This window comes from Bradyrhizobium sp. HKCCYLS1011, assembly GCF_051167795.1.
GTDB lineage: Bacteria > Pseudomonadota > Alphaproteobacteria > Rhizobiales > Xanthobacteraceae > Bradyrhizobium.
The window spans coordinates 196759-205973 of the sequence record NZ_JBNPTT010000003.1 but is presented as its reverse complement, the minus strand read 5'-3'; the positions used below and the strand labels follow the sequence as shown (position 1 = coordinate 205973).

General features: G+C 63.8%; 10 protein-coding genes. 6 read left to right on the top strand and 4 right to left on the bottom strand.

All coding sequences use genetic code 11. The annotated features are described in order from the left end of the window. Positions 1 to 66: 66 nt before the first annotated feature. Positions 67 to 327: a hypothetical protein gene (locus ACQR1W_RS09835; RefSeq protein ID WP_434850610.1), complete on the bottom strand. Its 261-nt coding sequence runs from the start codon at positions 325 to 327 to the stop codon at positions 67 to 69. 644 nt (positions 328 to 971) lie between these two features. Here ACQR1W_RS09835 and ACQR1W_RS09830 point away from each other — a divergent pair. The 3 genes from ACQR1W_RS09830 to ACQR1W_RS09820 all read left to right on the top strand — a co-directional run bounded on the left by ACQR1W_RS09830 (position 972) and on the right by ACQR1W_RS09820 (position 3222). After that, the gene (locus ACQR1W_RS09830; protein WP_434850609.1) at positions 972 to 1526 is read left to right on the top strand and encodes a fasciclin domain-containing protein; all 555 of its coding nucleotides are present in this window, start codon (positions 972 to 974) and stop codon (positions 1524 to 1526) included. 197 nt (positions 1527 to 1723) lie between these two features. Continuing rightward, positions 1724 to 2362 carry a cytochrome b/b6 domain-containing protein gene (locus ACQR1W_RS09825; RefSeq protein ID WP_434851128.1) on the top strand — a complete coding sequence of 213 codons (639 nt, stop codon included), beginning with the start codon at positions 1724 to 1726 and terminating at the stop codon, positions 2360 to 2362. 74 nt (positions 2363 to 2436) lie between these two features. After that, positions 2437 to 3222 (top strand): molybdopterin-binding protein, encoded by a 786-nt coding sequence (locus tag ACQR1W_RS09820; RefSeq protein ID WP_434850608.1) that lies wholly within the window; start codon positions 2437 to 2439, stop codon positions 3220 to 3222. 220 nt (positions 3223 to 3442) lie between these two features. Here the strand turns inward: ACQR1W_RS09820 and ACQR1W_RS09815 are convergent, their stop codons facing one another. Next, positions 3443 to 4630 (bottom strand): YbfB/YjiJ family MFS transporter, encoded by a 1188-nt coding sequence (locus ACQR1W_RS09815; RefSeq protein WP_434850607.1) that lies wholly within the window; start codon positions 4628 to 4630, stop codon positions 3443 to 3445. A 253-nt stretch (positions 4631 to 4883) separates the two neighbouring features. Here ACQR1W_RS09815 and leuB point away from each other — a divergent pair, with 253 nt between their 5' ends. Beyond that, positions 4884 to 5996 (top strand): 3-isopropylmalate dehydrogenase, encoded by a 1113-nt coding sequence (gene leuB, locus ACQR1W_RS09810; protein ID WP_434850606.1) that lies wholly within the window; start codon positions 4884 to 4886, stop codon positions 5994 to 5996. 58 nt (positions 5997 to 6054) lie between these two features. On the opposite strand, the gene ACQR1W_RS09805 is transcribed toward leuB, so the two are convergent. Both ACQR1W_RS09805 and ACQR1W_RS09800 read right to left on the bottom strand, forming a co-directional pair. Next, complete coding sequence (locus ACQR1W_RS09805; RefSeq protein ID WP_434850605.1) at positions 6055 to 6423, bottom strand: hypothetical protein; 369 nt, start codon at positions 6421 to 6423, stop codon at positions 6055 to 6057. A gap of 237 nt (positions 6424 to 6660) precedes the next feature. Further along, positions 6661 to 7455 carry a hypothetical protein gene (locus ACQR1W_RS09800; protein ID WP_434850604.1) on the bottom strand — a complete coding sequence of 265 codons (795 nt, stop codon included), beginning with the start codon at positions 7453 to 7455 and terminating at the stop codon, positions 6661 to 6663. Between the two features lie 114 nt (positions 7456 to 7569). Here ACQR1W_RS09800 and ACQR1W_RS09795 point away from each other — a divergent pair, with 114 nt between their 5' ends. Next, a complete protein-coding gene (locus tag ACQR1W_RS09795) occupies positions 7570 to 8604 on the top strand; it encodes an aspartate-semialdehyde dehydrogenase (RefSeq protein ID WP_008973356.1) in 1035 nt (344 codons plus the stop codon). 34 nt (positions 8605 to 8638) lie between these two features. Beyond that, complete coding sequence (locus tag ACQR1W_RS09790; RefSeq protein ID WP_434850603.1) at positions 8639 to 9193, top strand: TIGR00645 family protein; 555 nt, start codon at positions 8639 to 8641, stop codon at positions 9191 to 9193. Positions 9194 to 9215 lie beyond the last annotated feature (22 nt).

Here is a 9215-nt window from a genome sequence, read left to right as displayed (position 1 = left end):
GGCCGGGAGCAATCCCGGCCGTTGTTGTTTGAGGCAAGCTCGTGCGAAGTCGTGCAGATGAGCGGCTCAGCCCTGGCAGCGCGGCGCGAGATTGGCGGAAACGAGAAAGCGCGCGATCGGGTCGAGCTGCCGGCATGGCACGATGGCTGCCTTCACGGGCTCTGCAGCGCGCTTTGCCGGCACCACATGTGCGGAGGCCTTGACGCGCGCGCTCGATCGTACCCGATGCGTCGATCCTCCCTGCGGTCTCGATGACGCCGCACGCACCGTGGTGGAGAGGAGCGGCAGCATCGCGGTGTCGTCACTGTCCGCCAGAGGCGGTGCCATGCTGCGGTCGGCTTCGGTCAACGTGTCCACACCCGGAATGGGAGCTCGGTCCAGTGATGCCCCCAAATCAACTTGCGGCTCAGACGAGGTCGATACTGCGGCTGACACCACTTTGGTGGCCAACAGGCCGGCGATCATCGCCAGACAAAGACCGGCTACCCAAATTGTTCTGATCACGATGCGACCCCCGTCACGCCGCGCCTGAGGTTGCGGGAGCCCCTTCCCCGCAACCGCGCCGAGCCACAATCAACCTTAAGAAAGTGTTACTCGCAATGGTCCAGCGGGTTTTGGGCCGCCTTGTCCGTGAACGTAGTTAATGTTCAGGCCGTCTGCACGAATGCCTTCAGTAGTTATACGGATGTCGGCAGAAGGTCGGCCACATCAGGGAGCAAACGTCGATCGGCTCCATGAGGCCATTTCGGCGGGGGGCGGCCGAATCGTCGCAGCTCAAAGAACAAGTCACGTTTGCGCCCGCCATTGGTTTCAAACATCACATTAAATTATGCGTCGAAACTGGATCGAAAAGCTTCCCGTAGCTCCGCCCGACACGATGCGACGGATATCACCGCGAGACAACGCATCGATGTCGCAGTCCACCTGTCGCGCCGGCCTTGCCGGTTGCTCAAACCATTCGGGAGCTATCGATGTCGAAGCGCATTGCCCTCTTGTCTGCTGCCGCCTTCAGCGCGCTCGCGCTGACCTCAACGTTCGTCGCGCCCGCGCGCGCCGAGGAGAAGACCGTGATGGTCGGCGGCGCCGCGATGTATCCGTCCAAGAACATCATTCAGAACGCAGTCAACTCGAAGGACCACACCACGCTGGTTGCGGCTGTTAAGGCGGCTGGTCTGGTCGAGACGCTCCAGGGCAAGGGCCCGTTCACGGTGTTCGCGCCGACCAATGCCGCCTTCGGAAGGCTGCCGGCCGGCACCGTCGACGGCCTGGTCAAGCCGGAGAACAAGGCGACCTTGACCAAGATCCTCACCTATCACGTGGTCGCCGGTAGATATGACGCCTCCGACCTCACGGACGGCAAGATGCTGAAGACGGTCGAGGGCGAGCCGCTCACCGTCAAGCACAAGGACGGCAAGATCTGGATCATCGATGCCAAGGGCGACAGCTCGATGGTCTCGATCTCCAACGTCCACCAGTCCAACGGTGTCATCCATGTGGTCGACACCGTGCTGATGCCGGCCTCGTAACCCCGCTGACATCCGTTTCCCCGCCTCACGGATGCGCGGTTGGCGAGCCGGGACACTGTTCCGGCTCGCCTTTTCGTGAAGGCCATAGATTCTGCCTATCGTTTTGATCGCTACCGGGGTGTAACGAAGCCGGCAATGCGCGCGTATACTCGAAGACGAATGTGAGCGACGGAGCCAGACCGCTAATGTCCAGCACCATGACCAGCGCCACCCCCACTCTCGACACCATGGGCGAAGTCAGCGCAAAGCCGACCAAGGTGATCCAGCCCGCCTGGGTTCGAGTCATGCATTGGATCAACGCGGTCGCGATGATCCTGATGATCATGTCGGGCTGGCAGATCTACAACGCCTCGCCGCTGCTCAATTTCCGCTTCGATCACAGTGTCACGCTCGGCGGCTGGCTCGGCGGTGCGCTGCTCTGGCACTTCGCCGCGATGTGGCTGCTGATGCTCAACGGGCTGGCCTACCTGATCACGGGTCTTGCGACCGGCCGCTTCCGCAGCAAGCTGTTCCCGATCACGCCGGGCGGCGTGTTCGGTGATCTCAAGGCGGCGCTGACCTTCAAGCTCGCGCATGATGATCTCACCGTCTACAATTCGGTGCAGAAGCTGCTCTACGCCGGCATCATCCTGGTCGGCATCGTCACCGTGCTGACGGGGTTGTCGATCTGGAAGCCGGTGCAGCTGCACTGGCTGGTGGCGCTGTTCGGCGACTATCCGACAGCGCGCGTCATTCATTTCGTCTGCATGTCGCTGATCTGCGCCTTCCTGATCGTCCATGTCGCGCTCGCGCTGCTGGTGCCGAAGAGCCTGCGCGCGATGATCATCGGGCGCTAGGCATGATCCCGAAAACTGGGAGCCGGTTTTCGGAATGAGATCATGCCCAAAATAACTGTCGAGGAGATCGATTCATGAGCCGCATGCGCAAGCTTCTCATTCCCGGCGTCGACAAGAAGCTCCTGGTCAAGGATGCGACCAAGTTGATGCCCGATCTCACCCGCCGCCGCTTCATCTCCGGCGGCGCCAGCCTCGGCGCGCTCACGCTGCTGACGGGATGCGACGTGCTCGACAGCGACTCGGCCGAAACGTTGCTGGCGCAGGTTTCCAAGTTCAATGACGCCGTTCAGGCCTGGCTGTTCAACCCGGACGCGCTGGCGCCGACCTTCCCGGAGAGCATGATCACCAAGCCGTTCCCGTTCAACGCCTATTACGATCTCGACGAGGCGCCTGAGGTCGACGGCAAGGACTGGAAGCTCGAGGTGCGCGGTCTCGTCGACAACAAGAAGTCCTGGACGCTGGATGAGCTCTACGCGCTGCCCCAGGTCAAGCAGGTGACGCGGCACATCTGCGTCGAAGGCTGGAGCGCGATCGGAAGCTGGACCGGCACGCCGCTGCGCGATTTTCTCAAGCTGATCGGAGCCGATACGCGCGCGAAATATGTCTGGTTCCAATGCGCCGACAAGGACGGCTACAACTCGCCGCTGGATATGCGCACCGCGCTGCACCCGCAGACCCAGATGACCTTCAAGTTCGGCGACGAGATCCTGCCGCGCGCCTACGGCTATCCGATGAAGATCCGTGTGCCGACCAAGCTCGGCTTCAAGAATCCGAAATACGTGCTCTCGATGGAAGTCACCAACGAGTACAAGGGCGGCTACTGGGAGGACCAGGGCTACAATTCGTTCAGCGGGAGCTGATGCTCGTCTTCGTTCGGAAGATGATGCACGCGCTTTGCGGCCTGATCTGATCCGCGCCATAGCCGCAACCTCTCCTGTCGTCCCTGCGAACGCAGGGACCCATAACCACAGGGTCGAGTTGTTGGGGCGCGGTATCAGCCACGTGCCCTTTCCAGACCTCACGCGGTATGGGTCCCGGCGTTCGCCGGGACGACACTGAATGCGTTGAAGCGGTCGTGTCCTATGCTTTCTTCAGCTTCCCTTGCATCGCCGCCAGCAATGCCGCGAGCAGCAGCAGCGCGGCGGAGACGGCGAGCGCAGCATCGAGGCTGCCGAGCGCATCGGTGATGGCTCCGACGGCCAGTGGACCCAGGGTCTGGCCGATGCCGAACACGATGGTCAGTGCCGCGATCGCCGGCGCCCACGCGGCCGGCGGCGTGTTGAAGCGGACGAAGGCCGTGGTCGTCGTGGTCACGGCGGAGAACGCAAGGCCGAACACGACGGCCGAGAGCGCGAGCAGCAGCGGCGCGTGCCCCAGCATTGGCAGGCCGGCGCCGATGGCATTGACGGTCAGCAGGATCGCCGTCGACAGGCCGCCACGGTCCAGGATCAGCACGCGCCGCCAGACCCAGGGCGTCGTGAAACCGGCGAGCCCGATCAGGCACCAGAAACCGGCCTGCGCGGCTGCGCCCGCGCCGAGATCGCGGACATAGGCGATCATGAAGGTCAGATAGGCGATGTAGCCGGCACCGTAGAGAAAGTAGCTCAGGAGGTAGACCGCCATCGGCCGCAGCGAGAAGCGCTCACCGCTGCCGTCCGCGACGGCGGGCGCAGCCGGAATCGGCGTCAGCAGCAGAGGGATGGTCAGCACGGCGCCGAGCGCCGTCAGTGCCAGCCACACGATCCACCACGAGCCGGGACCGAAGGCCTGCAGCACGAACGGCGCAATCAGCCCGGAGGCAACGATGCCGAGCGGAGGTCCGGCATAGAACAGGCTGAGGATGAAGCTCGCGCGCTCTGGCACGGATTGCGCGACCCGGGCGGCCAAGGCGCCTCCGGCGACGAAGGCCACGCCGGCGCCGATACCGGCCACGAGGCGCGCGAGGCTCAGGACGATGAAATTGTCGCTGCCGGCGCACACCGCGAGCGAGGCCAATGCCGCCAGCGTTCCGCTCCGGATGACGGCCGACCAGCCGGCCCAGCGGATCAGCCGCGACGCCATCAATGCACCGAGCAGATAGCCCGCCGCATTGACGGTGTTCATGAACCCCGCGGCCGAATAGGACCAATGCAGCGTCTCCCGCATGTCCGGCAGCACCAGCGCATAGGCGAAGCGGCCGATGCCGAGGCCGACGATAGGGCTGAGCGACAGCGTGAGATTGAGCCGGGCGGGATGCGCAGGGACCGGGTCAAGGGGAGGGCGTGGCAAGAAATGCTCCGGCCGGCGGTCGTTTCGAAAGAGAGGGAGTGTCGGATGCCGGTCGCGGCGAATGATACAGGCTTCGTCGGCCGTGCTGTAGCCGACCGGCGGGAAAGGTGGCTTGCCAACCACGCAGGAGCGCTTTAGCACTCCGCGGATTTTTCCGTTTTCGTCATGGCCGGCTTCACCGGCAGTCCAGCCTTCAATGTTGGATTCCCGGGTCAGGCCGGTCATGACGCAGATCTGAGCGAGGATGACGATCATGGCGACCCACAAGCTGCTCCTTCTGCCCGGCGACGGCATCGGCCCCGAGGTGATGGCGGAGGTCAAGCGCCTGATCGGCTGGCTCAATGCACGCGGGCTCGCCTCGTTCGAGACCGAGGAAGGGCTGGTTGGCGGCGCCGCCTATGATGCGCACAAGGTGTCGATCTCGGAAGGCGACATGGAGAAGGCCAAGGCCGCCGATGCCGTGATTTTCGGCGCGGTCGGCGGTCCGAAATGGGATGGCGTTCCCTACGATGTTCGCCCCGAGGCGGGCCTGTTGCGCCTGCGCAAGGATCTCGGGCTGTTCGCCAATCTGCGGCCTGCGGTGTGCTATCCGGCGCTGGCGGACGCCTCCAGCCTGAAGCGCGAGATCGTCGAGGGTCTCGACATCATGATCGTGCGCGAGCTCACCGGCGGTGTCTATTTCGGCGAGCCGAAGACCATCACCGATCTGGGCAACGGCCAGAAGCGCGCCGTCGACACCCAGGTCTACGACACCTATGAGATCGAGCGCATCGCGCGCGTCGCCTTCGACCTCGCGCGCAAGCGCCGCAACAAGGTGACCTCGATGGAGAAGCGCAACGTCATGAAGTCGGGCGTGCTCTGGAACGAGGTCGTCACGGCAGTTCATCAGCGCGAGTACAAGGACGTCACGCTCGAGCACCAGCTCGCCGATTCCGGCGGCATGAACCTGGTGAAATATCCGAAGATGTTCGACGTCATCGTCACCGACAATCTGTTCGGCGACATGCTGTCGGATATCGCGGCGATGCTGACCGGCTCGCTCGGCATGCTGCCCTCCGCCTCGCTGGGCGAAGTCGATGCCAAGACCAAGACCCGCAGGGCGCTGTATGAGCCGGTGCATGGCTCGGCGCCCGACATCGCCGGCAAGGGCCTCGCGAACCCAATCGCGATGCTGACCTCGTTCGGCATGGCCTTGCGCTACTCTTTCGACATGGGCGCGCTCGCCGACAAGCTCGACGCCGCCATCGCCTCGGTGCTGGCGAGCGGTCTGCGCACGGCCGATATCAAGTCGGAAGGCACGACGCCGGTGTCGACGACGCAGATGGGCGAAGCGATCATCAAGGAGCTGGAGAAGCTCGCGGCGTAATCCAAACGCAAACGGCCGGGCAGGGCCCGGCCGTTGCAATCAGGCGCTTGCGCCGATCTCAGTACGGAATCGGGAACGCTCGCGGATAGCCGCCGAGATCGGTCGGCGTCATCAGCGGCTGGCGATCGATCGGACGGTTCAGGTTCTCGCGGCCGAAGCTCGGGTAACCCTGCTCCGGCGGCAGCGCATAGTCAGTGAACTTGCGGTCGCCGGGCAGCACCTCGGTGCCGCCGTCCAGCCACGAGCGCTTGCTCACGAAAATGCGGGTGTGCGGGCCGGACTGATAGGAATAGTTCGGACTGCCGCCCTCGACATAGGTGCCGTACTTCCGGTGCTTGGTCTCGGCCTTGGCAGACGTGATGGCAAGACCGGTCGCAGCGATCACCGCCAGGGTCAGGAGCCGGCTCGCGGCAGAAAATGTCGTCATCACGTCCTCTTCCTCGCGCCAAACAGAGCGGGCGCTCGCCATGCATGATTTGGGTGGCACATTAGCTTTGTCGGATATGGCGTCACAAGGTCATTCCGGCCACACCGCCGAAGATAAATCTTTGCTGTGGCGGGAAAGTTGCATCAAATCCGCGACTTGCCGCCGATCCGGCAGCCGTATCGGCGGCAGAAAGGTGACGCGAACGCGTCTCGAAACGCACGAGACGCGTTCAGCAATCTAAAGCGTGCCGCGCAGTCTCGGCTCGTCGATGGCGGTGACCCAGTCGGACGGTCCGGGGGCCACCGCCGTCACGTCGCAGGGCATGCGCTTGACGTCGGCGTGCGCAAACAGCGCGGTCAGCTGCTGGTCGCGGCCGCCCGCGAGCAATGTCAGCCGGTTCAGCATGCAGCCGACCGCGGCGCGCCGCACCGGCGTGCTGACCCCGTGGCACGACCATCCCGAAATCCGCAGCGCGGGCTCGCCGATCCGTTTGAGAAATCCGAGGCAGGCGCCTGGCCCGTCCGCCGCCCCGGTCTGACGCAACAGGCTGACCGCGCCGAACTTGCTGTCGATCACACCGGCGGCCTCCAGCCCGCTGTCCCGATCTGGTGCCATGCGCAGCGCCAGCTCATGAGCGCCGCTCCTCAGGGCGTCGCGCTCGTCGCCAAACCGGTAGATTTCGAGCTCCGCGGCGGGGCGGTCGGCCGGCTCGCCCCAGCGGAAGATGTCCTTGCGGCCGCCGAGGGGGTGCCGGAGCACGGTATAGGTTGCGGACTTGTCCGGCTGGTCACCCAGCCTGAGCGAAAATGTCGGGACCGCGCCGTCCGCAATGGACCAGGCGGACCTCGCTGGTTCCACGGCTGCATCCAGCTGCCGCCAGGCCGCCAGCGTGAGCATGGCGATCAGCGCCAGCGCCCCCACATAGGCAAACAGGCGCGCCAAGGTCGCGCAGGCCTCGTTGGCCGCACCTTCAAGGACGAGAAGAAATCCGCTTCTCTGGGCAGAAGCCGCCTTGGCCGAAAGAGGATGCATCAAATGCGGGGCGTGGTGTTAAGATTGTGTCAGGGACGTTTCTCGCATAGAAGCGCTGCCGCTTCCGTTTCCGCATCCTTGTGCGGTCGGCCATTTTTCGTCGGAGAGTGAACGATGGGTTACAAAGTCGCAGTGGTCGGCGCGACCGGCAATGTCGGGCGGGAGATGCTCAACATTCTCGACGAGCGCAAATTCCCGGCCGACGAGGTGGTGGTGCTCGCCTCACGCCGCAGCGTCGGCGTGGAGGTGTCCTATGGCGACCGCACGCTGAAGGTCAAAGCGCTGGAGCACTACGATTTTGCCGATGTCGACATCTGCCTGATGTCGGCGGGTGGTGCCGTCTCCAAGGAGTGGTCGCCGAAGATCGGCGCGGCCGGCGCGGTCGTGATCGACAATTCCTCCGCCTGGCGCATGGACCCGGACGTGCCGCTGATCGTGCCGGAGGTGAATGCCGATGCCACGGCCGGCTTTGCCAAGAAGAACATCATCGCCAATCCGAACTGCTCGACCGCGCAGCTCGTGGTGGCGCTGAAGCCGCTGCACGACAAGGCCAGGATCAAGCGCGTGGTGGTCTCGACCTATCAGTCGGTGTCGGGCGCCGGCAAGGACGCGATGGACGAATTGTTCTCGCAGACCAAGGCCGTCTACACCAATGACGAGCTGATCAATAAGAAGTTTCCGAAGCGCATCGCCTTCAATGTCATCCCCCACATCGACGTCTTCATGGAGGACGGCTACACCAAGGAAGAGTGGAAGATGATGGCGGAGACCAAGAAGATCCTGGACCCCAAGATCAAGCTCACCGCGACCTGCGTGCGCGTGCCGGTGTTCGTCGGCCATTCGGAGGCCGTCAACGTGGAGTTCGAGCAGCCGATCACCCCGGACGAGGCCCGCGACATTTTGCGCGGCGCTCCGGGCTGTCTCGTGATCGACAAGCACGAGCCGGGCGGTTATGTCACGCCCTATGAGGCGGCCGGCGAGGATGCGACCTATATCAGCCGCATCCGCGAAGACGCGACGGTAGAGAACGGCCTCGCCTTCTGGTGCGTGTCCGACAATCTGCGCAAGGGTGCCGCGCTGAATGCCGTGCAGATCGCGGAGGTGCTGATCAACCGCAAGCTGATCACCGCCAAGAAGAAGGCCGCCTGAGAGCGGCCGGAGGTGCGGCGAGGCGCTGATCATCATGAGCGAGCAGGGGGCGCCGGAGGCCGGCAGACACGCGCCGAACAGGATCGAGCGCGGCATCGAAAGCCTGATCTTCAACAGCCGATGGCTGATGGCGCCGTTTTATGTCGGCCTCGTCGTCAGCCTCGCCGTGCTGCTGCTGAAGTTCTGCATGCTGCTGTGGGAGTTCATCGCGCATGCGCCGGGCTCGAAGGAGTCCGATATCATCCTTGGCGTGCTCAGCCTCATCGACGTCTCGCTGACCGGCAATTTGATCCTGATCGTGGTGTTTTCCGGCTACGAGAATTTTGTCTCGAAAATCGATCCGGGTGGCCATCCCGACTGGCCTGACTGGATGACCAAGATCCAGTTCGGCGGCCTGAAACAGAAGCTGCTGGCATCGATCGTCGCGATCTCGGCCATTCAGGTGCTGAAGGCCTTCATGAACATCGATACCGTGTTCGAGCCGAGCCGACTCGCCTGGCTGGTCGGCGTGCATCTCCTGTTCGTGGTCTCGGCTTTCATGCTCGCGATCTCTGACCGCTGGAGCAGCAGCGATCATGGCGGTGAATAGTGAGTAGCGAATAAGAAAGAAT

Coding starts and splice junctions, on each gene's coding strand:
- ACQR1W_RS09795 (WP_008973356.1), top strand. CDS start 7,570: ATGGGTTACAAAGTCGCAGTGGTCGGCGCGACCGGCAATGTCGGGCGG.
- leuB (WP_434850606.1), top strand. CDS start 4,884: ATGGCGACCCACAAGCTGCTCCTTCTGCCCGGCGACGGCATCGGCCCC.
- ACQR1W_RS09790 (WP_434850603.1), top strand. CDS start 8,639: ATGAGCGAGCAGGGGGCGCCGGAGGCCGGCAGACACGCGCCGAACAGG.
- ACQR1W_RS09835 (WP_434850610.1), bottom strand. CDS start 327: ATGGCACCGCCTCTGGCGGACAGTGACGACACCGCGATGCTGCCGCTC.
- ACQR1W_RS09830 (WP_434850609.1), top strand. CDS start 972: ATGTCGAAGCGCATTGCCCTCTTGTCTGCTGCCGCCTTCAGCGCGCTC.
- ACQR1W_RS09825 (WP_434851128.1), top strand. CDS start 1,724: ATGACCAGCGCCACCCCCACTCTCGACACCATGGGCGAAGTCAGCGCA.
- ACQR1W_RS09820 (WP_434850608.1), top strand. CDS start 2,437: ATGAGCCGCATGCGCAAGCTTCTCATTCCCGGCGTCGACAAGAAGCTC.
- ACQR1W_RS09800 (WP_434850604.1), bottom strand. CDS start 7,455: ATGCATCCTCTTTCGGCCAAGGCGGCTTCTGCCCAGAGAAGCGGATTT.
- ACQR1W_RS09805 (WP_434850605.1), bottom strand. CDS start 6,423: ATGACGACATTTTCTGCCGCGAGCCGGCTCCTGACCCTGGCGGTGATC.